Genomic DNA, 22,149 nt, shown 5'->3' with positions numbered 1-22,149 from the left:
TGGGCCGATGACCGGCCTGATCACCGGAAGCCGCGTCCGCCTGCGCCCCGCCGCAGCCGCGGACGCCGCCCGGTTCGAGGAGATCCTGTCGCATCCGGAGGTCGCCCGCTGGTGGGCGGACGCCGAGGTACCGGTGGCCACCCAGGTGTCCTACCTGCTGGACCCCGACGAGGGCACCACGACGTACGCCATCGAGCACGAGGGCGTCGTCGTGGGCATCGAACTGGCCTTCGAAGAGGCCGACCCGCAGTACCGGCACGCCGGGATCGACATCGCCGTCCACCCGGACTGGCAGGGCCGTGGTCTCGGCTCGGACGCGATCCGGACGCTGGCCGAGCACCTGTTCAGCGTGCGCGGGCACCACCGGGTGGTGATCGACCCCGCGGCGGACAACAAGTCCGCGATCCAGCTCTACCAGTCGCTCGGCTTCCAGCCGGTCGGCACCATGCGCTCCTACGAGCGCGGTCCGGACGGCAGCTGGCACGACGGGCTGCTGATGGACCTGCTGGCCGAAGACCTCCTCCCGGCGCTCGCGGGTTCGTGAGCACCCCGGCGCCGGCCGAGGCGGCTCGGCAGCTGCGACGGGTCGCCGTCGCGAGCGCGATCGGGACCACCATCGAGTGGTACGACTACTTCATCTACAGCACGGCGACGGCGCTCGTGTTCGGCAAGCTCTTCTTCACGTCGCTCTCGCCGGCGTCCGGGACGCTCGCCGCGTTCGCGACGCTCGGCGTCGGGTTCCTGGCCCGCCCGGTCGGCGGGATCCTGTGGGGCCACTTCGGCGACCGCGTCGGCCGCAAGGCGATGCTGGTGCTGTCCCTGCTCCTGATGGGCGTGGCGACGGTCGGCGTCGGCCTGCTGCCCACATACTCCGCGATCGGCGTCTGGGCCCCGATCCTGCTGCTGGTCCTGCGGCTGCTGCAGGGCCTGAGCGCGGGTGGTGAGTGGGGCGGTGCGGCGCTGATGGCGGTCGAACACGCGCCGGAAGGGCGTCGTGGCCAGTACGGCGCGTTCTCGCAGATCGGCGTCCCGGCCGGGCTGATCCTGGCCCAGCTGTTCTTCTTCGTCCTCGGCCGCACCATGACCGACGCGCAGTTCGCGGCGTGGGGCTGGCGGGTGCCGTTCCTGGCGAGCATCGTGCTCGTCGGCGTCGGCCTGGTGATCCGGCTGCGGATCGAGGAGTCGCCGGTGTTCGCGCGGCTGCGGGAGTCGGGCGCGCGCAGCAGCAAGCCGATGGTCGACGTCTTCCGCGAACGGCCCCGCGCGGTGCTCGTGGCGTCGGGCAGCTTCATCGCGAACACCGCGATCGGCTACATCTTCCTGGCGTACCTGCTGTCCTACGGCACATCGGTGCTGAAGATCGACCGCACCACCCTGCTGGTGGTGGTCATCGTCGGCAGCGTCACGTGGCTGGTGAGCATCCTGGTGACCGCGGCGTGGTCGGACCGCGTCGGCCGCAAACCGGTGTACCTGGCCGGGTCGATCCTGCTGGTCGTGTGGCCCATCCCGTTCTTCCTGCTGGTCGACACCAAGGCCACCGGCTGGCTGATCGTGGCCGTCGTGGTGCTGAACGTCGGCCTCGGCGCGACGTACGGGCCGCAGTCGGCGTTGTTCGCGGAGCTGTTCGAGCCGCGGTACCGCTACAGCGGCGCGTCGTTCTCCTACGCGGTCGGCGCGGTGCTGGGCGGTGCCTTCGCGCCGTTGATCGCGACGAAGTTGCAGGCGGTCACGGGGACTTCGTTCGCGGTGGCGCTCTACCTCGTCGGGGTGGCGGTGCTCAGCTTGGTCGCGGTGCTGTTCATCCCGCGCTCACAACCGGTCTAGGCGGACCGCGGCGGCCATCCGCTCGTAGCCCGCGTCGCCGGGGTGGAGGTGGTCGCCGGAGTCGTACGCCGGGAGCATCCGCAGCGGGTCGGCCGGGTCGCGGACCGCGGCGTCGAAGTCGACCACGCCGTCGAAGACGCCGCCGGTGCGGATGAACGTGTTCACCGCGGTGCGGGTCGCTTCGAGCGTTTCGTCGTAGACGCGCCAGCCCTTGAACGGTGTGAGCGTGCCGCCGAGGACGCGGATGCCGCGCGCGTGCGCCTGCGTGACCAGCTGCCGGTAGGCCGAGGTGATCGCGGCGGGGTCGGTCTGGTGCGGGTCCTGCTGGATGTCGTTGATGCCCTCCAGCACGATCAGCGTCCGCACGCCGCCGACGCTCAGCACGTCGCGGTCGAAGCGGGACAACGCGTTCTGGCCCGCGCCCGACCCGGGCACGTCGAGCAGCAGCCGGTTGGCGCTGATGCCCGCGTTGAGCACACCGAACCGGCCGTGCAGCCGGTCGGCGAGGTAGTCCGGCCAGCGGTGGTTGGCGCCGGCGACCGAGCCGACGCCGTCGGTGATCGAATCGCCGAGCGTCACGATCGAGGCTTCGGCCCCGCCCTGGACGTCGACGCCGGAAACGTAGTGCCACACCGACGTCTGCTCGGTGTAGGGCGCGCCCGACTCGCTGCCGGCGAAGTCGCCGGCGCGGGTGAAGTACGACGTCTGCGCCGCGGCCGGGTGGTAGGTGACGGGCCCGGACTTCGTGGGCACGTAGGTCGTGACGAGCAGGTTGGCGTCGGCCGGCACCCGCAGGCCCACCGGGTCGCTCAGCGCCTCGGCGCCGGCGGGGACGACGACGCTCGCCGCGCCGCCGAAGGTGAGGGACCGCAGCGTGCCGGGCACGGCGTCCGGGCCGGTGCCCTGGACGGCGATCGTGACGTGCCCGAAGGTCAGGGGAGCGGCGCCGAAGGCGTTCGAGAGGTGCACGCGCGTCCGGGTGCCGCCGGCGCTGCTGTGCACGACGTTGCGGATCGAGTAACCGGGGTAGCCGTCCGGGGTGTTGCCGACGGCGGACGCGGGCGACGCGGCCCACGTGCCGACCCAGCCGCCGACGGCGTGCTCGGCCGTGGCGGGGAGAGCGCTTTCCGGGTCCGCGCCGACGGGGTTCCCGGTGCCGGACGTCGTGAGGATGCCGAACCCCGCCAGCAGTGCCGCGCTGAGAGCCAGGAAGCGTCGCATGCACTCACCGTGGCGCGGCTACTCCAGGCCAGGGACCGCTGATCAGGTGATCGAATCGGACAAGATCCCGGACAGTCCGGGGCGGGCCCGTCCGGGATTCTGGGGATGCCGGACGGGCCCGCGCGAGGTGGCCGTTGCCGCGACGGCCGCTCGCCGGAGTTGCCCGGTCCCGATCGGGCGGAGGCTGGCCCGGATCGTTTCGTCGTAGCGACTCCGGAGGGCGTGTGCGAGACGCCCTCACCTCAGAGCACGGCCACCGGCCCGGGGCGGTTCAGTCCGTTCGCGAGGTTTTCTCGCGCCGCCGCAGGCCGGGGACGTGGAAAGCCGTGAAGGGCACACCGAAGGAACTCGGTGTGCCCTTCACGGCCTTCGAGCGGGAGGCTCAGGCTGCGGCGGCGGGAAGACCTGTGCCGAGCGCGCGGTGCCCGGCATCGGTCAGTTCCGCCGGTGCCCACTGGCCGACGACGGTGACGCCGACCGCGCGGATCAGCCCGGCGCGGGCGAGGTCGTGGGCGGTGTTCTGGTCACAGCAGGACAACCCGTCCACGCGGAGGTCGGGTTCACAGCTGCAGCGGAGCTCGGCACGCCCTTCGGCGACCGCCTTCAACATGGCGATGGCTCGGCGGCTCAACGCGTTCGGGTAGGTCGGCATCGGTCTGGCCTTTCGGTGCGCGGCTGGTTCTGGCGGCGAGTGCTGCAGCTCGTTACCCAAGACCACGAGCCTGACGTGAGCACGGTTCATAACGATCGCTCCGGTTGGCCCCTTGACAGCGGCAGGCGCAGCGACAATGGTCATTCATCGGATGAATCAGCTCCGCCATCGACAGATCGGCCAGCAAGGGGCGGACTCTGTCGTCATTCCGCCGTAGTCATCCGATCCCTGGAGGTTCAGTGACGACCTTCCCTCGCCGTCAAGCCCTCGGCATCGCCCTGGGTGGCGCCGTGGCACTCAGCGCGGCCGGCCGCACCCCCGCCGGTGCCGCCGTGCCCGTGGACGCCGCTCCGGACAGCCCCGACACCCCGATCGTGCCGCCCCCGCCGCCCGTCCCAGTCGCGCTCAACGCCTGGTTCTCGAACGACGGCATCGACAGCGCGTCGGCCACCGGGGGCGACTTCGACGGCTCCGGCTACACCTTCCCGGCCGAGCACCTGCCGGTGGGGCAGACCACGACCGTCGGCGGCGTCCCGTTCCGGCTCGGTTCCGCCGCGGCCGGCGCCAAGAACAACATCGCCGCCACCGGCCAGACGATCGACCTGCCGAAAGGCCGGTACTTCGTCGCGTACTTCCTGGTCGCCGCCAGCTACGGCACCACCGGGGGGACGGCGACCGTGCACTACGCCGACGGCACCACGAGCACCGGCTCCCTCTCCGGTCCCGACTGGTACACCGGCACCGGCGCCCTGGTTTCGCCGTTCCGCTACGCACCCGGCGGGGTCGTCGACGACAACCCCGTTTCCCTGGCCACCGGCCAGGTCTGGGTCGACCCGGCCCGCGAAGCCGTCGCGCTGACCCTGCCCGCCACGGCCACGCCGGCGCCGAACGTCTCCAGCCTGCACGTCTTCGCCCTCACCCTGCAGCCGGTGGCCGTGGGCCGCGCGGCCCTGATCCTCGACGGCCGCTCGTCGGCCAACCTGCTGGCCGACGGCGGTCCGCAGGCCGCCGAGGCGACCGTCGTCAACGCGGGAACGGTGTGGCTCGGCGCGCGCGACAAGATCACCGTCACCGTCGACGTCCCCGGTGGCCGCACGACCGTGCCGGCGACCATCCGCGCGCTGGCGCCGGGGGAGCAGGCGACGGTCCGGCTCGGGCTCGCGCCGAACGCGTCCGTGCCACCGGGGACCACCACGAACGGCCAGGTCCGCGTCACGGCCGGGCGCGGCACCCTCGCCACCCAGCAGGTCCCGATCACCCTCGGCGTCCCGGACTTCCGGCCGACGGACGCGTCGCTGTCGACGCACCGCGCGCCCTATTGGTTCACCGACAGCAAGTTCGGCATCTTCATCCACTGGGGTGTGTACGCCGTGCCGGCGTGGGCGCCGGTCGGGCAGCAGTACGCCGAGTGGTACTGGCAGAACCAGCAGGACCCGAACGGCGCGACCTACGCCTACCACAAGGAGAAGTACGGCGAGGACTTCGCCTACGACGACTTCATCCCGATGTTCACCGCGGCGAAGTTCGACCCGCGCACGTGGCTGAAGCTGATCGCGGACGCGGGCGCCGAGTACTACGTCCTGACGTCCAAGCACCACGACGGTTTCGCGTTGTGGGACACCGAGGTCAGCGACCGCAACTCCGTGAAGCTCGGCCCTCGCCGGAACATCATCGCCGAGCTGTTCGCGGCGTCGCGCAAGTACACGCCGCAGCTGCGCAACGGCCTGTACTTCTCGCTGCCGGAGTGGTTCAACCCGGACAACCCGTGGATGGGCCACGCGCCGCGCAACCCGTACACCGGCGCGCCGCTGCCCTACACCGGGTACACCGCGGGGAAGGACTTCGTCCGCGACTACCAGGCGCCGCAGGTGCTCGAGCTGATCTCGGACTTCGACCCGGACGTCCTGTGGTTCGACATCGGCGGCGTCAACGACAGCCGGAACGTCCTCACCGAGTACTTCAACCACGCGAAGAACCGCAAGCGCCCCAAGGACGTCACCTACAACGACCGCGGCGGCATCCCCGACCACGACTTCACGACGCCGGAGTACACGACGTACCCGAACACCGTGGTGGCGAAGTGGGAGGCGAGCCGCGGCCTCGACCCGTTCTCCTACGGCTACAACCGCGCGACCCCCGACGACCGGTACATGACGGCGGAGGAGGTCGTCCGGACGCTCGTCGACATCGTGTCGAAGAACGGCAACTTCCTGCTGGACATCGGCCCGGACTTCGACGGCACCATCCCCGACGTCATGCAGAAGCACCTGCGTGACGCGGGTGCGTGGCTGAAGGTCAACGGCGAAGCCATCTACGGCACGACGTACTGGTCGCGGATGGCCCAGCTCGGCGACCTGCGGTTCACGGTGAAGCAGAACGAGGCCTTCTACGTGCATTCGCTGGTGGCGCCGGGCAGCAGGCTGGTCGTCGACGCGCCCGTGCCGATCCGCTCCGGGGACCGCGTGACGCTCCTGGGCCACCGCGGGAACCTGCACTGGACGGTGGAGAACGGCTCGCTGGTGATCGACGTCCCGGCCGCGGCCCGGCAGGCGGGCCGCTTCGCCTGGGTGTTCAAGATCGCCTGGAGCTAGAGCTGTGTCCTCTTAAAGATCGGCGTTCTTGCCGATGTACAGCTCCGCGAACGCCGCCGCGGCCGCGGGTGAACCCAGCAGGCGACGCATCCGGGCCTCCGCGATGCGCGCCGCGAACGGGTTCTCGCCCGCGGCCGCGGTGTGGTGGAAGATGTCCGACAGCCACAGGGAGAACTCCTGGTACTGCCACACCAGCGGCAGGCACGCGGCGGAGTACCCGGCCAGCTTCGTGGGGTCGCCCGCGTAGTGCGCCTCGTACGCCTCCGCGAGGAGGAACGCGTCGTGCAGGGCGAGGTTCATGCCCTTCGCCGCGATCGGCGCGACCAGGTGCGCCGACTCGCCCGCCAGGTGCAGCCGGCCGTGCGCCATCGGCTCCACGACGTAGTTGTGCATGTCGAGGATCCGCTTCTCGATCAGCTTTCCCTCGGTGATCGGGCCGTCCGGCACCGCGAGCCGGGCCTGGAGCTCTTCCCAGACGCGCTCGTCGGGCCAGTCCGCTTCGGTTTCGCCCGCCGCGGTCTGCAGGTAGAACCGCGTCACGGTGGGGGTGCGCGCCATGTGCGCGCCGAACCCGCGCGGGTGGATGCCGAACAGCACGCCGGCGGCGGACGGCGGTGCCTCCGCGAGCAGAGCCAGCCAGCCGATTCCGTAGTCGTGGTGGGCTTTCACGGTCGATTCCGGGGGCAGATAGTCCTGGGAGACGCCGCGGGCGCCGTCGCAGCCGGCGATGAAATCGCAGTCGAGCCTGTGCTCTCCCTCGGCGGTCCGGAACGTGACGGCGGGGGAGTCCGACGTCAGGCCGTGCAGCCGGACGTCGGAGACTTCGAAGACGGCTTCGCCACCCGCGCCGGTGTACTGCGCGACCAGATCGGTGACCAGAAGCTGCTGCGGGTACACGAAATGCCGCTGCCCGGTGACGTCGCCGTAGCGGAAAACGTGGCGCTGCCCGGCGAACCGGAACTCGAACGCCTCGTGCCGGGGCGCCTTCGCGACGAGCTGCTCGCCGAGCCCGCGTCGTTCCAGGCCGCGCACGGCCCACTCCTCGATGAACCCGGCCCGCGGCCGCTGCTCGATGAACGCCCGGCTTTCCCGCTCCAGCAGCACACAGCCGATTCCCGCCCGCCGCAGGAGGTTCGCCACCGTGAGCCCGGCCGGGCCCGCCCCCACCACGGCCACCGCCGTGCGCCTCGCCACCATGCGCCCGAGGGTAGCGCGAACCCGTTCAGTAGTAGTGGCGCAAGAGCGGCCACGCCGTCGACCACGGCTCGGTCAGCGTGCACAGCGAGAGCATGACGCCGTCTTCGTCGTTGTCGAGGCCTTCGGCGTTGTGGAACTTGGTCACCACCCGGCACCCGGTGATCAGCCGCGTCGCGGGCGAGTCGCGCTCGAAGCTCCCGATCAGCAGCACCGGGCCGACCTGCCGGTCCGGCGGCGGACCCCAGTCGGCGTAGGACATGTGCGGCGAGTACGGCTGGGGCAGCCCGCGCTCGGGCCCGAAGTGCTCGAGCGCGCCCGCTTCCCCGTAGTTCCCGGCGAGGATCACCGCGGTGTCCCGCTCGGTGGCGGGGATCCGCGCCCACACGCCGGCGACGCTGTCGGCGAACTCCGGCCAGCCCACCTGCTCGCCGGGCTCCTTGTTGACCGCCAGCACCGGACCCAGCGCCGTGGCCGGCAGCACCGGGAGTCCGGTGAGGACGGACACCGCGACGCACACCGCCGCGGCCACGCCGGTCAGGGCCCGCGCCACCGTCCCGGCCCGGGCCAGCCACCCCAGTGCGGGTTCGGCACCGAGCGCCACCAGCGGCAGCAGCAGCGGCACGGCGTAGTACGGCTTCCCGCCCAGCGCCAGCAGGGCGACGCAGACCACGGGGTAGGCGATCGTGAGGGCGAGGGCCCAGCGCACGCGTTCGTCGAACAAGGGCCGCCGGAGCCCGGCGATCCACACCGGCACGAGCACCGGCGACAGGTAGACCAGCTGCATCGGCACGAACAGCACGCGGTTCTCGACGCCGTCGTCCTCGCTGATCCCGCCCGCGACGGTGAGCATCGGCCAGCCGTGCGAGGCCTGCCAGAGCACCGTCGGCGCGGCCAGCACGAGGGCGACGCCGATGCCCGCGGCGAGCCACCAGGTCCGGAACACCCGCCGTGGCCCGGCGACGGCCACGCCCACGCCGAGCCCGGCCAGCAGGAGCAGCACCAGCCACTTGTTCGCCAGGCCGAGTCCGGCCGCGGCGCCGACGGCGAGCCACCACCGGCCGTCCCCGGTGCGCAGCAGCCGAAGGCCGAAGAAGGTGACGAGCGACCACAGGAACGTGTCCGCGGTGTTCGTCGCGAGCATGTGCGTCACGGCCAGCACGTACGTCGAGAGCGCGGTCGCGAGCGCCGTGAACAGCTGCGCGCGGCGATCGCCGCCGAACTCGCGGGCCATCAGCACGACGACCACGACCGTCGCCATGCCCAGCAGGGTCGCGACGACCCGCAGTCCCATCGGGGTTTCGCCGAACACCGCCGTCGACGCGCGCGCGAGCCACGGCGTGATCGGCGGGTTGTCGACGTAGCCCCAGTCCGGCCGTTTCCCGGCGGCGACGAAGTACAGCTCGTCGCGGTGGAAGCCGTAGCGGCCGGACAGCACGGTCAGGATCACCGCCTGCGCGGCGACGACGATGCCCACTCCCGTCGCGGCGAACCGCGGCAGTTCCCGACCGGCCCCCATGGCAGTCCCCCCATCGGCGTGCCCGGATGCTACGCCGGTGATCACGCTTCCGGGAGCACTCCGACGAACTCGCCGCCCGCGTCCGCGACCAGTTCGGCGATCGACTGCGCGCGGCGGATCGGCGTGAACTCCACGTGTCCGCGTTCCGACACGGTGAAGCCGTGCACGGCCGGGCGCGGCAGCGTGTTGTAGGCGTAGTGCGCGCCGAAGTAGTAGGCGCCGGTGTCGTGCGCGACGACGAGGTCGCCCGGCTCCAGCAGCGGCAGCGGCCGTTCCTTCGCCAGGAGGTCGCCCGCGAAGCACAGCGGCCCGGCGACGTCCTGCGGCACCGCGGGTCCCGTCTTCGGGCGGCCCGCGGCGTCGAGCGCGGTCAGCCGCAGCGGCCAGTGCCCGGGCTGGAGCACCGTGCGGGCCGCGACCTGCGCGCCCGCGTGCGTCACGGCGATGTGCCGGCCGCCCGAGACCTTCGTGTACTCGACGGTGCTGACGAGGAAGCCGTTCTTCGCCAGCAGGGACCGGCCGAACTCCGTGACGAAGGAGTAGTGCCCGTCGGCCAGCGCCGGGACTTTCGCCAGCAGCGTCGCGACGTAGTCGGCGTGGGTCGGGCCGGGGTCCTCGGAGGCGAAGTTCACCGGCAGGCCGCCGCCGAGGTCGAGGCTGGTGACCTGCCGGCGTCCGGCCTCGGCGTTGATCTCCTCGGCGAGCGCGTGTACGGCGGCGACGCCGTCGGCCATCAGCTCGGGCGGGCAGCCTTGCGAGCCGACGTGGACGTGCAGCCGGGTCAGCCACGGCCGTCGCGCGAAAGCTTCTTTGACGAGGTTTCGGTTGTCCCGCAAGGGAATGCCGAACTTCGACGTCGAGGTGGCGGTGCTGGTGTCGCCGATCCGCCCCGCGCCGATCTGGGGGTTGATCCGCAGGCCGAGCACCGAGCGCGGGGTGTCCTCGACGAGCGCGTCGAGACGGGCGAGCTCCTGGAAGTTGTCGGCGTTGATCGCGGTGCCTTCGGCGAGGGCGTGCACGAGCTCGGCGGTGGTCTTGGCGGGGGAGTCGAGGACGAGCCGGGCACCGCGGACCCCGGCGGCTTCGGCGACCGCGGTCTCACCCGGGCTCGCGACCTCGGCGTCGACCCCGAGATCGGCGAGGTACCGCAGGACGGGCGCGAGGCCGCACGCCTTCGCGGCGACGGTGTGCTGGACCCGCCCGAGCGGCGCGAAGGCCTTCGTCAGGTCCTCGACGGCTTCACGGATCCCGGCGAGGTCGACGAAGCCGGCCATCGGGTCGAGGAGGTCGTTGCCCGCGGCGGCGGCGAGGGCGTGGAGCTTGCGATCGGTGCGGTTCACGTCCCCAGTCTTGGTCCAGGTCCGTGGGGCGGTCCAAGACTTCGTCCGTCCTGATCTATAGGCCCGGCCTATAGTGGCTGGGTGGACCTGCGCCGTTGGCACTACTTCGCCGTGCTCGCCGAGGAGATGCACTTCACTCGCGCGGCGGCGCGGCTGTTCGTGTCCCAGCCTTCGCTGAGCCAGCAGATCCGGGCGTTCGAAGCGGAGCTGGGGGTGGCGCTGCTCGACCGTTCGGGCCCGCGCTTCGCGCTGACGGAGGCCGGCCGCGTGGCGGCGACGGAGGCCCGGGAGCTGCTGGACCGCCTGGACCGGGCCCGCGGCGTGATCACGGCGGCCGGCCGCGGCGACGCGGGAAGGTTGCGGATCGCGTACACGCGTTCGGCACCGGGCCCCCTGGCCGGCGACCTGGTGGCGGCGTACCGCACCGCGTTCCCGGGAGTGGAGCTGGCGTTGGAGACGGGCTGGACGAGCCTGAACCTGGCGCGCCTCCTCGCGGGCGAGATCGACGTCGGGTTCGTCCGCCCACCGGTGGTGGCACCGGGTATCGAGATGGCGGTGGTGGGGTCGGAGGAGGTGCTGATCGCGCTGCCGTCCGGACACGCGCTGGCCCGCCGCCGCGGCCGCCTGCGCCGGGCGTGGATAGCGACGGAGCCGGCGGTGTTCTGGCCGCGGTCCAACGGGCCGGGCCAGTACGACGCGATCAGCGAGCAGGTCTGGCCGGGCGGAGTGCCGCGGATAGTCCGCGAGGAACCGGAGGACGAGCAGCTGCTGCGCGCGGTAGCGGAGGGAGCGGGGATCGCGGCGGTCCCGGAGCACCGGGCGCGGGGGTTGCGGCCGAAGGGGGTGGTGTTGCGGAGGTTGGAGGAGCCGGTGCCGGTGATCGACCTGGGGTTGGCTTGGCGGGCCGGGACGGTGGGGCCGGTGGTGCGGGCGTTCGTGGACTTGGCTCGGGGTGGGGAGGGGTAGGCGGGGGCGCTGAGGCTTGGTTCGGCGACCGGCGACTGCAGCCGCAGTCGCCGGTCGGAGCCGCAGCCCGCAGCCGCAGCCGAGTCCGGGGCCGCAGCCGCAGCTGGGAGCCCGGGAGCCGCAGCCGCCGGCCGCAAGCCGCAGCTGCCGGCCGGAGCCGGAGCAGCCGGCCGCAAGCCGCCGACCGGAGCTGCCGCCGCGAGCCCGCAGCCGGAGCGTGGCGCCCGCCCCAGCAACGTCGCGCGAGGTGCACCCTCCCGCGACCCACATCACTCGGGCGATTCCACCCGCGCGGCGTATGCTCGCGGGCGGACAGGAGGGGATTTCCCATGGCAGGCCACGAAATCACCGACCGCATCGCCGACCTGATCGACGAGGAGCACCGGCTGCGCAAGGGCGCCCTCCACCACGGTGGGCTCACTCCGGACGAACGCCTCCGGCTCAAGGACCTCGAACGGCAGCTCGACGAGGCCGTCGACCTGCTGCACCGCCGTCAAGCCCTGTCCGTCTTCGACGACGACTTACCGGCGTCGCCGCAGGGCTGAACGTCAGCGCCGGGGGAGCTCGGGGGAGTCGGTGTCGAGGGGCACCGCGCCGGAGCGGACGAGTCCCAGTTGGACGGTCTGGCGGCCGGTCAGCCGCTCCAGGATCCAGTCGACGGCCGTGCGGACGCGGTTGCCCGGCATCGCCATGAGGTGGTACGCGCGGGTTACCGCCTTCGCCGGGAGCCCGGAAAGCGGGATGTGCAACGGGTTCGCCGCGGCGGCACCGGCGCCGAGGTCGACGACGAAGCCGAGGTCGTGGTGCCGGTAGGTGCCGGTGCGGCCGTACCCCAGTGACGCCGCGACGTTGCGCCCGGCGAGCTTCCCCTGCCGCTCGGCGTGCTGCGCGGTCATCGCCGTGTACTGGCCGGGGCGGGTGAGGTCGGGCACCGCCGCCGCGTCGCCGCAAGCGAAGACGTCGTCGTGGCCGGGTACGACGAGCTGTTCGGTCACGCAGAGGCGGCCCTTCGCCGTCTCGAGCCCGAGGTCGGCCACCAGCGGGTCCGGCCGCACGCCGACGCACCACACGAGGGTCCGGGCCGGCACCGGCTCGCCGTTCGTCAGCGTGACGCCCTTGGCGTCCGCATGATCGACCGAGGTCTTCATGAGCACCTCGACCCCGCGGGCGCGCAGCACGCGGTCGGCGGTACTCCCGAGCCGCTTGCCGAGTTCGGGCAGCACCCGCTCGGCGACGTCGAGCAGCAGCCAGCGGATCTTCTGCCCGGCCAGCTCGGGGTGGCGCGCGGCGAGGGCGTCGGTGAACGCCGGACCCTGCGCGGCGACCTCGGTCCCGGTGTAGCCGGCGCCGACCACCACGAACGTGCAGCGCGCGTCGCGTTCGGCGGGGTCCTCGGCCGTGGCGGCCAGCTCGATCTGGCGCGTGATGTGGTCGCGCAGGTACAGCGCTTCGGGCACGCCGCGGAACCCGTGGGCGTACTCCGGGACGCCCGGGATCGGCAGGAGCTTGTTGACGCTGCCCGCGGCGAGCACCAGCCGGTCGTACCCGATCCGGTGCTCTTGGTCCTCCGGATCGGTGAACGTGACGTGCCGGGCGTCGAAGTCGACGCCGGTCGCGACGCCGAGCACCAGGCGGACGCCGGGCAGCGTCTCGGGGATCGAAACCGTCACGCGCCGCGGGTCGAGGATCCCGGCCGCCACCTCCGGCAGGAGCGGCAGGTAGAGAAAGTAATCCGTGGGGTTCAGCACCACCACTTCGACGTCTTCACCGGCACTCTTCCGGAGGCTCTTGGCCGCGTGGTAACCGGCGAAACCACCCCCGACGATCACGACTCGCATGGATCTCCTTCCCGGCCGGATGTCCGTCTTCCGGCGATTACCCGAGGTCGGGGCGGGGAAGCCCGCGGGGTTGACCTGGGAGCCCAGGGGCGTACGGTCAGAGGAGTTGGCTGTTGTTCAGAATCACGTGCTCCGGTCAGCGCCCCTGCACGCTGCGATAGGGAGCGCCATGTACTGCTTTCGCACGATCGACGAACCGTCCGGCCTGACCTACACCACCACCAAGAGACCGGGCGGCATCCGCGTGGTCACTTTAGTCGGTGACATCGACGCGGCAACCGTCGAAACCTTCGACGAGGCCCTCGCCGCGGGCGAGCGGCTGATCGTCGACCTGACCCGGGTCGCGTTCCTCAGCTGCGCGGGCGTCCGGTCGCTGCTCGAAGCGAACGCCCGCGTCAGGCTCGCCGTCGTCCTCGGCGGCCACGCCGTCACGCGCTCGCTGGAAGCCACCGGCGCGGACGTGCTGCTGGAGATCCACCCCCGCGTCGATGCCGCGCTCGCGGACCTGACCCCGGTCCCCGAACCCGGCCGGGAGGCGTGACCGCCGTCCACTATGGACGCTGGGGACACTGTGGACACTGCGGCTGCGTCGGTCAGTCGTCCGGCCAGTCGCCGGTCGCCTTCTCGTAGCCGATGGCACCGGCCCGTTCGGTCGCGGCCTTGACCGCGGCGAAGATCGCGCCCTGCACCGCCGCCGCGATGATCACCTGACGCCAGGTGTAGTCGCGGTCGGTGGCGTCGGGCGCGTCTTCTTCGCCCGCCACGCGCTTCCAGACCTGCTTGAACGCCTGGCCGGCGAGGATGCCGCCGAGCGCACCCGCCACCCAGCTCAGCGGCTTGTACAGCACCTTGTTCACGAGTCGTTCCTCCGTCGCAGGATCAGCCGGATCACGATCACCAGGCCCAGCACCCCGGCGAAGATCGGCACGGGGTTGCTCCGCACGGCGTCGGCGCCCTGGCGGAACTTGACCGCGGTCGGCTCGTTCGTCACGTCGGCGACCTTCGCGGTCGCCTGGTCGAGCTTGCCGTCGACGTTCTCCTTGACCCGGCTCTTCACGTCGAGCTTCTGCCCGAGCGCGGCCAGGGTCTCGCTCAGCTCCTCCCGGGTGGTGTCCCGGTCGAGCCGCGCCTCTTCGGCGTTCTTCGGGAAGTCCCCGCTCATGTGTGCACTCCCTGTTTCACCGTGTCCACGTCCTGCCGGACGCCGCTGATGGCTTCTTCGGGCACCGGTGGCACGCCCTGCGCGACTTCCTTCTTGCCGACCAGCGCGGCGATCCCGGCGACCAGGAACAACGCGACCGCGACGATCACCGCGGCCAGCCAGCCGGGCACCACCAGCGCGAGCGCCAGCACGGCGGCCGCGACCAGGGTGCCGACGCCGAACAGCGCGCACAGACCCGCCGCGCCGAACAACCCGGCGCCGAGGCCCATCTTCTTGCCCTTGCGCTGCAGTTCGAAGACCGCGAGCCGCATCTCGTCCCGGACGAGCCGCTTGACCTCGTCGGTCAGGTCCGTCACCAGCTCGCCGACCGAGCGGTCGGCCGCCGCCTTCTTGTTCACTTCTTCGATCACGGAACACCTCCTTGCCTGGGCGGCGTGTACCCGCTCCGCCCGGGACCAACCACGCCGGTTTTGCCCGGTGCGGCACTGGGACCGAGATAGCGCGGCCGACATCACACGATCGAGTGACACGGCAGGGTGGGCACCCTCTCGCCGCGTTTCGCCTCCGGAAACCCCGGGTAGGCGGCGGGTATGACTTCCCCCGACGTCCCGGCCGTGGAACTGAACAACGGCGTGCGGATCCCGCAGCTCGGGTTCGGCGTGTTCCAGATCCCGCCCGACGAGACCGCCCGGACCGTGCGGACCGCGCTGGAAGCCGGCTACCGCCACCTCGACACGGCGCAGATGTACCGGAACGAGGCGGGCGTCGGCGCCGGCATCACGGAATCGGGGATCGCGCGCGAAGACGTCTTCGTCACGACGAAACTGGCGAACGACGCTCAGGGCCACGACAACGCGATCACCGCGCTGGAAGGCAGCCTGCGGCGGCTCGGTTTCGACTACGTCGACCTCTACCTGATCCACTGGCCGTTGCCGCACAAGGACACCTACGTCCGGACGTGGCAGGGCTTCGAAGACATCCTGCGGGCGGGCAAGGCCCGCGCCATCGGCGTGTCGAACTTCCAGCCCGCGCACCTCGACCGGCTCGCCGAGGAGACCGGCACCGTGCCCGCGGTCAACCAGATCGAGCTGCACCCGGCGTTGCAGCAGACCGGGCTGCGCGCCTACCACCAGGAGCACGGCATCGCCACCGAGGCCTGGAGTCCCTTGGCCCAGGCGGAAGTCCTGGACGACCCGGTGCTGACCGACCTGGCCGCGAAGCACGGCCGGACGGCCGCGCAGGTGGTGCTGCGCTGGCACCTCCAGCTCGGGAACATCGTCATCCCGAAGTCGTCGACGCCGGAGCGGATCGAGCAGAACATCGACGTGTTCGGCTTCGAGCTCGACGACGAGGACCTGACGGCGATCGGCAAGCTCGACGAGGGCCACCGCACCGGGCCGGACCCGGACACGTTCACGGGGTGACCGTGGCGTTTCCCTCTGCAACCGGCCGGGTACTTCACCCGGTGAGGTCCCCCTGGAAGGAGCGTTCGGCATGAGCACCAACGCGTACCTGTCGTTTCTCGTGATCGGGGTGGTGCTGGTTCTGATCGACGGGCAGATCATCTACCGCAGCGGCCGCCGCTACCTGGAGAACTCCTACGGCGACCCGGCGGCGGGTGCGTCGATGACCCGCCTGGTCACGGTCCTGTTCCACCTCGCGACACTGGGCGTCCTGGCGCTCGTGTCGACCATCGACATCGGCGTCGGTATCACGGGCGTCGTTGCTCGCGTCGGCGTCTTGCTGCTGATCCTGGCCATCGCCCACGGCATCACGCTGGCCGTGCTGTCGCGCATCCGCGGCGAGCAGGAGGTGGAGGCGGTCGTCCAGCGCGGCCCCCGGCAGCGGGTCGAACCCGAGCAGCAGGGCCCGACCGTGACGCCGGCGCCGGGCCAGCCGGGTACCTACCCCGACGTCAGCCCGACGCTGGAGAACCGGTCCCCGTACTCGGCTTCGTAACCGGCTATCCCGTCCGAGGGCGGCGCTTTCCCGGGAAAGTGCCGCCCTCGGACGGGTCCGGGGTCAGGTTTCCGCCATCGGCAGGTCCACCTCGGTGTGCCGGGTGGCGAGCGTGCGGGCCAGGTCCGCCAGCTTGACGTTCAGGTCCTGGGACGCGCGGCGCAGCACGTCGAAGGCTTCGTCGGCGCTGATGCCGCGGCGCTGCATCAGGATGCCCTTCGCCTGGCCGATCACGTCCCGGCTCTCGACCGCGCGCCGCAGGTTCTCCGCCTCCAGCTCGGCCGCCACCACGGCCTCCGTGTGCGCCAGCGCCAGGGACGCGTGGGTGGCCAGCAGGAGCGCCCGGTCGATCGCCGGCCCGTCGAAGGCGCCCGGCCGCCGCGAGTAGATGTTGAGCGCGCCCGAGCGCCGCGGCGGGCGGGCGTCGGGGAGCAGCGTCGTCGCCAGCACCGAGTGGTAGCCGTGGTCGGCCGTGGCCGGGCCGAACACCGGCCAGCGCGGGTCGCGGGCGAGGTCCTGCGACCAGGCGATGGCCGGCCCGTCCGGGCGGGCCGACTCGACGCACGGGCCCTCGTCGTGGTCGTACTGCACCTGGTCGAGCTTCGCCGCGACCGGGTCGGTCTCCACCGGCGTGTGGTAGCGGCCGTCGGGCTCCCGGAGGGTGACGCTGACCAGGTCGGCGTCCGGGATGAGCGCGCTCGCGGCGCCGACGACCAGCCGGAGCACGCCCCCGACGGTCGGGGTCACGTCGAGCAGCGTGCGCGTGAGGTCGGCGAACTGACCGGCCAGCGGGCCCACCGGCCGCTCGCCGTCCAGTCCGAACGCGGCCCGTTCCCGCGCCCACTCGTCTTCACCGATGCTCATGCGTCTCCGTCGTCTCCGGGGTGTGCCCTCCATTCAACCCGATGCCGGTGGTCACTCCGACGCGCGGCGCAGCGCGGCCCGCGCCCGGTCGACGAAACCCGGCCCCGGCCACAGCTGGCGAGCCTGCGGCACGCGGTCGGACAGGTCCGGGTGCGGCAGCGTCGCCGCGGCCGCCCGGGCCGCCAGCACCCGCTCGCCCAGCTCGGCCCGCCGCTCGGGCGAGCACTTCAGCCGGACCTCGCGCACCGCCGCCGGGCCCTCGTCGTGGACGTGCCGGCGCACGGCGCGGATCAGCTCGCCCAGCAGGCGTTCGAACCGCGTCTCCTGCGGTCCCACGCCCTCCAGGTCGCGCATCAGGCCCTCGGCCTTCGTGAGCTCCCCGTCACCGTCGATGAAGGACTCTTCGGCGACGGCGTGGCGGACGAGCGCCGCGATCAGGTGGTCGGCGAGGTCCTTGCGGTTCTCGGGGCTGCCCTGGCCGAGCTCGATCTCGGTGCACAGCCGGTCCAGCTCCCGGTGATCGCCGGCGAGGACGGTGGTCAGGTCGGTTGCGGGCTGGCTTCCGTTCATGCACGCTCCTGGTCCGGACTCGGGGTTTCCCCGAGCGGATACCCGCTGCCCGGCGGCCGAATCCCGTGTCGGCCCGGCGCACGCCGGGTAACCGCACCGGAGAACCGGATTTCGAGGAGGATGATCATGGCAGCGCCGTCGTCGGTGATCGAGCGCGAGCGGAAGTACGAGATCGTGGCGGGCAGCGGGGTGCCGCGACTCGTCGGCGTGGCGGGCGTCACGGCCCAGGACGACCCGGTCGAGCAGATCCTCGACGCGTCCTACTACGACACCGAGACCTTCCGGCTCGCCAAGAGCGGCATCACGCTGCGGCGGCGCGTCGGCGGGCACGACGCCGGCTGGCACCTCAAGCTGCCGGTCTCCGCCGACGCGCGGCAGGAGATCCAGCTGCCGCTGGGCGGGGAGCCGAACAAGGTCCCCGGCCGGCTGCGCCGGCTCGTGCGCGCCTACACGCTGGGGGAGAAGCTGGTGCCGATCGCGCACCTGCGCACCGACCGGTTCGCCCACCGGCTGGCCGACGGCGACGGCCGGACCGTCGCGACCCTCACCGACGACCACGTGACGGGGGAAGCCGGCGGGGAGAGCGCGCGGCTCGACGAGTGGCGTGAGCTGGAGCTGGAGCTCGACCCCGCGACCGACCCGGGCCGGCTCGAGGAGTTCGACCGGGCGCTGGCGGAAGCCGGCGCGTCGGCCTCGCCGTGGCCGTCGAAGCTGCGGCGCCTGATCGGCGATCGCGTTCCCGCGCCGCCCCGCGGCCGCAAGAAGCCGACGGCGGGCGACGTCGTGGTGACGTCGTTGCGCGAGCACTACGCCCGGCTGCGCCGCGCCGACGTCGGGGTCCGCCTCGACGTCGAGGACTCCGTGCACCAGCTGCGCGTCGCCACCCGGAAGCTGCGCAGCGCGCTCCGCACGTTCGGATCCATTGTGGACAAGGACGCGACCGCGTCCCTCGCGGCCGAGCTGAAGTGGCTCGGGCAGGAGCTGTCCCCGGCCCGGGACGCGGAGGTGAGCGAGCAACGGCTGCGCGCCCGGCTCGACGAGCTCCCCACCGAACTGGTGCTCGGGCCGCTGCGCCAGTACCTCACCCGGTACTTCGCCCGCGAGGCCGAGGAGGGGCGCACCCGGGCGCTGGCGGCCCTGACCGGCAAGCGGTACCGGAACCTGCTGCGCGCGCTGGACACCGTGGTGGAGGAACCGCCGCTGACCGGCCGGGCCCGCAAGCCGGCGAAGTCCGCGCTGCGCGAGCCGGTGCGCAAGGCCGCCCGAAAGCTGCGCCGCGCCGAAGCGGCGGCGCGCCGCCTGGACGGCCACGAGCGCGAAACGGCGCTGCACGAGGTCCGCAAGAAGGCGAAGCGGGCCCGCTACGCCGCCGACACCGTCAAGCCGGTCTACGGCAAGAAGCTGCGGAAGTGGCGCAAGAACGTCAAGGCCGTCCAGAGCACGCTGGGCGAGCACCAGGACACCGCGGTCGGCCGGGACGTCCTGCACCACCTCGCCCTCGCCGGGCACGGGGAAGGGCAGAACACGTTCACGTTCGGGATGCTGTACGAGCGGGACGCCGAGACGGCGGCGCGGCTGCGCGAGCGGTTCGCGGGGGAGTGGCGGCGGCTCCGCGAGGGCGACCGCCCGGGCTGGCTCCGCTGAGCCGCCGGGGCGGGCTCAGCCGTCGCCGCTGAGCTTGCCCCGGAGCTGCTCCAGCGTCTGCGACAGCAGGCGGGAGACGTGCATCTGCGAGATGCCGACGCGGTCGGCGATCTGGGTCTGCGTCAGCCCGCCGAAGAACCGCATCACGAGGATCGCGCGCTCCCGCGCCGGCAGCTCCTGGAGCAGCGGCTGGAGGGCCTCGTGGTTCTCGACCATGGTCATCTCGTGGTCGGGTTCCCCCATGGTGTCGGCCAGCGACAGCGCCTCGGCGTCGTCGTGCACCGGCTTGTCGACCGACAGGGCCTGGTAGGCGTTGCCCGCCAGCAGCCCTTCCCGGACTTCGTCGACGTCCAGGCCCAGGTGCTCGGCCAGCTCGGTCGGCGTCGGCGCGCGGCCCAGGCGCTGGGACAGCGCCGCCGAACCCTGGCTCAGCGACAGGTGCAGCTCCTTGAGCCGGCGCGGGACCCGCACCGACCAGCCGGTGTCGCGGAAGTGCCGCCGGACCTCGCCCATGATCGTCGGCACCGCGAAGGACAGGAAGTCGTGGCCGCGGGTGGGGTCGAAGCGGTCGACCGCGTTGATCAGGCCGATCCGCGCCACCTGGACCAGGTCTTCGCGCGGCTCGCCGCGGCCGGAGAAGCGGGTGGCGATGTGCTCGGCGAGCGGCAGCAGCTCGGTCACCAGCCTGCCGCGGACGACCTCGTGCCGCGGGTCGGCGGGGTCGAGGGTGCCCAGCTCTTCGAACAGGGGTTCGCAGTGGGCATACTCGTCCGGGCGGTGGAGGAGGGTTTTCCGCTCGGGGCTCACGCGCTCGTTCCCGCGTTGAGAACCAGTTCGATCGTGACGATGCCCGCGCCTCCGCCCGGGAGGACGTCGCAGTGCGCGGTCACCGACCGGCTCAGCGTGGTGAGCACGTGCCATCCGAAGGTGCGGTCGCTCGGGGGCCGCGGGTCGCTCGACCGGGTCGAAATGGTCACGTGCAGGCCGTCGAGACCCTGGCGGAACCGGCAGTGCAGCTGGGTGCCGAGCTCGGCCAGCTGGACGAGCTGGGCGCAGGCCTCGTCGACGGCCATCTTGGCGTCGGCGATGGCGTCCAGCCCGAAGTCCGCGCGCGAGACCACACCGTGGGTGAGCATCCGGACCAGCGGGATCTGCTCCGCCATGGCCGGCAGGCGCAGCTCCACCAGTTCCTCGAGCAGCTCGTCCAGCGTCGGCTTCCCGCCGTGCGAGCCACCGCTTCGTGTTTCTTCCATGCGTGAAGTACTACCCATCTGGGCGAATGACGACACTTGCTGGTCAGGGATTTCCGGTTTCGTCACCGGCCGAGCGCCCGTTCGAGCTCCTTCTTGGTCATCTTGGAGCGGCCGTCGATGTTCCGCTTCTTCGCTTCGTTGTAGAGCTGGTCTTTCGTCGGGCCGCCGGGACCCTTCCCCTTGCCGGCCCGCTCGCCGCCGCGCTGCTGCGGGGACTTGTCCTGGAGCGACGACCTGCTGGCCTGCCGGGACTCACCGGCCTGCGCGCGGTTCTTGTTGACCGTGCGGGCCGCGATCTCCTTCGCCCGCTTCTCACCGACGCCGCGGTCCTCGGCCGAGTCCTTGACGTGCTCGTACTGACGCTCGCGCTTCTTGCTCCACGACTGAGGCATGGGCCGCTCCTTCCGCTCCGGGGCTGGGTACCCCGTCGATCATGAGGTAAACGCCACTTCCGGGCGGTGAGCGGCGTCTTCCCGTCACCCTGGGCAGCCGGTTACCCACGCCGGGAGCGGGTAAGCGGAGCGGGACGGAAAGGAGGCGCCGATGCGGATCGGGTACACGCTGATGACCGAGCAGACCGGGCCGAACGAGCTGGTCCGGTTCGCCGCCGGAGCGGAGCAGGCCGGCTTCGACTTCGAGGTGATGAGCGACCACTACTCGCCCTGGCTGGCCGAACAGGGGCACTCGCCCTACGCCTGGAGCGTGCTGGGCGCTGTCACGCAGGTCACCGACCGCGCCGAGCTGATGACGTTCGTGACCTGCCCGACCATGCGCTACCACCCGGCCGTGGTCGCGCAGAAGGCGGCGACCGTGCAGGCGCTCTCGGGCGGCCGGTTCACCCTCGGGCTCGGGGCGGGCGAGAACCTCAACGAGCACGTCGTCGGCCGCGGCTGGCCGCCGGCGAACGTCCGGCACGACATGCTCGCCGAGGCCGTGCAGATCATCGGCGGCCTGTTCGACGGCGGCTACTTCGACTACGAGGGGAAGCACTTCCGCGTCGACTCCGCGAAGCTGTGGGACCTGCCCGAGAAGCGGACGCCGATCGGGATCGCGGTGTCGGGTTCGCAGTCGATCCAGCGGTTCGCCCCGGTGGCCGACGCGATGATCGCGGTCGAGCCGAAGGCGGCGCTGTCGAGCGAGTGGGACGCGACGAAGCTCGGCCCGCCGAGCCGCAAGATCGCGCAGCTGCCCGTGTCGTGGGGCACCGACCGCGACGCCGCGGTGCGGCGCGCGCACGAGCAGTTCCGCTGGTTCGCCGGCGGCTGGAAGGTCAACGCGGAGCTGCCGGGCCCGGCCGGGTTCGCCGGCGCCACCCAGTTCGTCCGCGAGGACGACGTCGCCGGCTCGATCGCCTGCGGCCCGGACGTCGAGCCGATCGTCGAGGGCGTCCGCGAGTTCGCGAAGGCGGGCTTCACCGACGTCGCCCTGATCCAGATCGGCGGTGACCAGCAGGAAGGCTTCCTGGACTTCGCCGAAAAAGAGCTGCTCCCGGCGTTGCGGGAGTAGCTCCACCCGTTCGGGCTAGCGCGGAACGCCGTCGGCAGGAGTAATA

At 72.0% G+C, this 22,149-nt stretch carries 24 protein-coding genes; 10 read left to right on the top strand and 14 right to left on the bottom strand.

What is annotated here, in order from left to right; all coding sequences use genetic code 11:
* The first annotated feature begins 7 nt into the window (after nt 1–7).
* Together ACZ7OU_RS34190 and ACZ7OU_RS34185 are read left to right on the top strand one after the other, a co-directional pair.
* Complete coding sequence (locus ACZ7OU_RS34190) at nt 8–544, top strand: GNAT family N-acetyltransferase (RefSeq protein WP_470244572.1); 537 nt, start codon at nt 8–10, stop codon at nt 542–544.
* Complete coding sequence (locus tag ACZ7OU_RS34185; protein WP_470258389.1) at nt 541–1,824, top strand: MFS transporter; 1,284 nt, start codon at nt 541–543, stop codon at nt 1,822–1,824. Before ACZ7OU_RS34190 ends, ACZ7OU_RS34185 begins: the two co-directional genes overlap by 4 nt.
* Here the strand turns inward: ACZ7OU_RS34185 and ACZ7OU_RS34180 are convergent.
* Nucleotides 1,810–3,045 carry an SGNH/GDSL hydrolase family protein gene (locus ACZ7OU_RS34180; RefSeq protein WP_470258388.1) on the bottom strand — a complete coding sequence of 412 codons (1,236 nt, stop codon included), beginning with the start codon at nt 3,043–3,045 and terminating at the stop codon, nt 1,810–1,812. The genes ACZ7OU_RS34185 and ACZ7OU_RS34180 overlap by 15 nt on opposite strands.
* Before the next feature lie 382 nt (nt 3,046–3,427).
* Entirely contained in the window at nt 3,428–3,697 is a 270-nt protein-coding gene (locus ACZ7OU_RS34175; protein WP_470258387.1) for a hypothetical protein, read from the bottom strand.
* A 239-nt stretch (nt 3,698–3,936) separates the two neighbouring features.
* On the opposite strand from ACZ7OU_RS34175, the gene ACZ7OU_RS34170 reads away from it, so the two are divergent.
* The gene (locus ACZ7OU_RS34170; protein ID WP_470258386.1) at nt 3,937–6,288 is read left to right on the top strand and encodes an alpha-L-fucosidase; all 2,352 of its coding nucleotides are present in this window, start codon (nt 3,937–3,939) and stop codon (nt 6,286–6,288) included.
* A 12-nt stretch (nt 6,289–6,300) separates the two neighbouring features.
* Here the strand turns inward: ACZ7OU_RS34170 and ACZ7OU_RS34165 are convergent, their stop codons facing one another.
* From ACZ7OU_RS34165 to ACZ7OU_RS34155, 3 genes are read right to left on the bottom strand one after another with little or no spacing between them, the layout of a single operon-like run.
* Nucleotides 6,301–7,485 carry a 4-hydroxybenzoate 3-monooxygenase gene (locus ACZ7OU_RS34165; RefSeq protein WP_470258385.1) on the bottom strand — a complete coding sequence of 395 codons (1,185 nt, stop codon included), beginning with the start codon at nt 7,483–7,485 and terminating at the stop codon, nt 6,301–6,303.
* Nucleotides 7,486–7,510: 25 nt separating this feature from the next.
* Nucleotides 7,511–9,001 carry an ArnT family glycosyltransferase gene (locus ACZ7OU_RS34160; protein ID WP_470258384.1) on the bottom strand — a complete coding sequence of 497 codons (1,491 nt, stop codon included), beginning with the start codon at nt 8,999–9,001 and terminating at the stop codon, nt 7,511–7,513.
* Nucleotides 9,002–9,042: 41 nt separating this feature from the next.
* Nucleotides 9,043–10,341 (bottom strand): type III PLP-dependent enzyme domain-containing protein, encoded by a 1,299-nt coding sequence (locus ACZ7OU_RS34155; protein WP_470258383.1) that lies wholly within the window; start codon nt 10,339–10,341, stop codon nt 9,043–9,045.
* 81 nt (nt 10,342–10,422) lie between these two features.
* Between ACZ7OU_RS34155 and ACZ7OU_RS34150 the strand changes: the two genes are divergently transcribed.
* Nucleotides 10,423–11,307 (top strand): LysR family transcriptional regulator, encoded by an 885-nt coding sequence (locus ACZ7OU_RS34150; RefSeq protein WP_470258382.1) that lies wholly within the window; start codon nt 10,423–10,425, stop codon nt 11,305–11,307.
* Between the two features lie 329 nt (nt 11,308–11,636).
* Entirely contained in the window at nt 11,637–11,852 is a 216-nt protein-coding gene (locus tag ACZ7OU_RS34145; protein ID WP_470258381.1) for a DUF2630 family protein, read from the top strand.
* Nucleotides 11,853–11,855: 3 nt separating this feature from the next.
* On the opposite strand, the gene ACZ7OU_RS34140 is transcribed toward ACZ7OU_RS34145, so the two are convergent.
* Entirely contained in the window at nt 11,856–13,145 is a 1,290-nt protein-coding gene (locus ACZ7OU_RS34140) for an NAD(P)/FAD-dependent oxidoreductase (protein WP_470258380.1), read from the bottom strand.
* Nucleotides 13,146–13,314: 169 nt separating this feature from the next.
* Between ACZ7OU_RS34140 and ACZ7OU_RS34135 the strand changes: the two genes are divergently transcribed.
* Nucleotides 13,315–13,686: an STAS domain-containing protein gene (locus tag ACZ7OU_RS34135; RefSeq protein WP_470258379.1), complete on the top strand. Its 372-nt coding sequence runs from the start codon at nt 13,315–13,317 to the stop codon at nt 13,684–13,686.
* A 52-nt stretch (nt 13,687–13,738) separates the two neighbouring features.
* On the opposite strand, the gene ACZ7OU_RS34130 is transcribed toward ACZ7OU_RS34135, so the two are convergent.
* From ACZ7OU_RS34130 to ACZ7OU_RS34120, 3 genes are read right to left on the bottom strand one after another with little or no spacing between them, the layout of a single operon-like run.
* Entirely contained in the window at nt 13,739–14,002 is a 264-nt protein-coding gene (locus ACZ7OU_RS34130; protein ID WP_470244561.1) for a DUF4235 domain-containing protein, read from the bottom strand.
* Nucleotides 13,999–14,307, bottom strand: a complete 309-nt coding sequence (locus ACZ7OU_RS34125; RefSeq protein ID WP_470258378.1) for a DUF3618 domain-containing protein — start codon at nt 14,305–14,307, stop codon at nt 13,999–14,001. Before ACZ7OU_RS34125 ends, ACZ7OU_RS34130 begins: the two co-directional genes overlap by 4 nt.
* Entirely contained in the window at nt 14,304–14,717 is a 414-nt protein-coding gene (locus ACZ7OU_RS34120; RefSeq protein ID WP_470244559.1) for a phage holin family protein, read from the bottom strand. Before ACZ7OU_RS34120 ends, ACZ7OU_RS34125 begins: the two co-directional genes overlap by 4 nt.
* 180 nt (nt 14,718–14,897) lie before the next feature.
* On the opposite strand from ACZ7OU_RS34120, the gene ACZ7OU_RS34115 reads away from it, so the two are divergent.
* Together ACZ7OU_RS34115 and ACZ7OU_RS34110 are read left to right on the top strand one after the other, a co-directional pair.
* On the top strand, nt 14,898–15,731 hold the full coding sequence (locus ACZ7OU_RS34115; RefSeq protein ID WP_470258377.1) for an aldo/keto reductase: 834 nt from the start codon (nt 14,898–14,900) through the stop codon (nt 15,729–15,731).
* 70 nt (nt 15,732–15,801) lie between these two features.
* Entirely contained in the window at nt 15,802–16,266 is a 465-nt protein-coding gene (locus ACZ7OU_RS34110) for a hypothetical protein (protein ID WP_470244557.1), read from the top strand.
* 63 nt (nt 16,267–16,329) lie between these two features.
* Here ACZ7OU_RS34110 and ACZ7OU_RS34105 read toward each other — a convergent pair whose 3' ends face one another.
* Nucleotides 16,330–17,130, bottom strand: a complete 801-nt coding sequence (locus ACZ7OU_RS34105; protein ID WP_470258376.1) for an ANTAR domain-containing protein — start codon at nt 17,128–17,130, stop codon at nt 16,330–16,332.
* Nucleotides 17,131–17,181: 51 nt separating this feature from the next.
* Nucleotides 17,182–17,700 carry a hemerythrin domain-containing protein gene (locus ACZ7OU_RS34100; protein WP_470258375.1) on the bottom strand — a complete coding sequence of 173 codons (519 nt, stop codon included), beginning with the start codon at nt 17,698–17,700 and terminating at the stop codon, nt 17,182–17,184.
* 126 nt (nt 17,701–17,826) lie between these two features.
* Here ACZ7OU_RS34100 and ACZ7OU_RS34095 point away from each other — a divergent pair, with 126 nt between their 5' ends.
* A complete protein-coding gene (locus ACZ7OU_RS34095) occupies nt 17,827–19,344 on the top strand; it encodes a CYTH and CHAD domain-containing protein (RefSeq protein WP_470258374.1) in 1,518 nt (505 codons plus the stop codon).
* A gap of 15 nt (nt 19,345–19,359) precedes the next feature.
* On the opposite strand, the gene ACZ7OU_RS34090 is transcribed toward ACZ7OU_RS34095, so the two are convergent.
* From ACZ7OU_RS34090 to ACZ7OU_RS34080, 3 genes are all read right to left on the bottom strand, one after another.
* Entirely contained in the window at nt 19,360–20,151 is a 792-nt protein-coding gene (locus ACZ7OU_RS34090; RefSeq protein WP_470244553.1) for a SigB/SigF/SigG family RNA polymerase sigma factor, read from the bottom strand.
* Nucleotides 20,148–20,597, bottom strand: coding sequence for an ATP-binding protein (locus tag ACZ7OU_RS34085; protein ID WP_470244552.1), 450 nt, complete (start codon nt 20,595–20,597; stop codon nt 20,148–20,150). Before ACZ7OU_RS34085 ends, ACZ7OU_RS34090 begins: the two co-directional genes overlap by 4 nt.
* A 62-nt stretch (nt 20,598–20,659) precedes the next feature.
* Nucleotides 20,660–20,989, bottom strand: coding sequence for a plasmid stabilization protein (locus ACZ7OU_RS34080; protein ID WP_470244551.1), 330 nt, complete (start codon nt 20,987–20,989; stop codon nt 20,660–20,662).
* Between the two features lie 151 nt (nt 20,990–21,140).
* On the opposite strand from ACZ7OU_RS34080, the gene ACZ7OU_RS34075 reads away from it, so the two are divergent.
* Nucleotides 21,141–22,103 carry a TIGR03557 family F420-dependent LLM class oxidoreductase gene (locus ACZ7OU_RS34075; protein WP_470258373.1) on the top strand — a complete coding sequence of 321 codons (963 nt, stop codon included), beginning with the start codon at nt 21,141–21,143 and terminating at the stop codon, nt 22,101–22,103.
* Nucleotides 22,104–22,149: the final 46 nt, after the last annotated feature.

This window comes from Amycolatopsis sp. NPDC114505, assembly GCF_055633615.1.
Note: the sequence above shows the minus strand (reverse complement) of the source record. Positions and strands in the feature narration are given on the sequence as shown.